Origin of the sequence: Acinetobacter sp. AKBS16, from assembly GCF_002899995.1 — a bacterium.
Taxonomy (GTDB): Bacteria; Pseudomonadota; Gammaproteobacteria; order Pseudomonadales; family Moraxellaceae; genus Acinetobacter; species Acinetobacter baumannii.
Genome location: NZ_POYH01000096.1, coordinates 1 through 771, shown reverse-complemented (window position 1 = coordinate 771; position 771 = coordinate 1). Strand labels below are relative to the sequence as shown.

Here is a 771-nt window from a genome sequence, read left to right as displayed (position 1 = left end):
CAGTCGTTCCACCTGTAATATGACCCGTGTTGTCCACATCAACGGTAATAGTTCCGTCAACTCGGTCTAGACCACCTTGATCTGGTGTAGATGGATCATTGTCATGATCGGTCTTCACAAGGCTGTCTTCTGCATTCACCGGTGTTCCGTTACGATCCACTGTTTCTGCTTTAACGGTTAACTCACCATCGGCAAAGCCTGCTGGTACTTCTGCTGTATAGCTGCCATCAGGATTAACTGTGGCTTTCACCTGTTGTTCCAGCGGATTGCCTGACTGGTCCTGACCGGTAATCGTCAAGATCACTTCACTACCCGGTGCTACATCTGTGGTCCCACCTGTGATATGGCCCTGGTCGTCAACATCTACTGTAATTGATCCATCAACGCGGTCCAGACCACCTTGATCCGGTGTAGATGGATCATTGTCATGATCGGTCTTCACAAGGCTATCTTCAGCATTAAGCGGTGTACCGTTACGATCCACTGTTTCTGCTTCAACGGTTAACTCACCATCGGCAAAGCCTGCCGGCACTTCTGCTGTATAGCTGCCATCAGGATTAACTGTGGCTTTCACCTGCTGTTCCAGTGGATTGCCTGACTGGTCCTGACCTGTGATGGTTAAGGTCACTTCGCTGCCCGGTGCTACATCTGTGGTCCCACCTGTGATATGGCCCTGATCATCAACATCTACTGTAATTGATCCATCAACGCGGTCCAGACCACCTTGATCCGGTGTAGATGGATCATTGTCATGATCGGTCTTCAACAGGC

General features: G+C 50.1%; 1 pseudogene. It reads right to left on the bottom strand.

The annotated features are described in order from the left end of the window. Nucleotides 1-771 (bottom strand): annotated as a pseudogene (locus tag C1642_RS17590) (hypothetical protein); the annotation flags it as partial.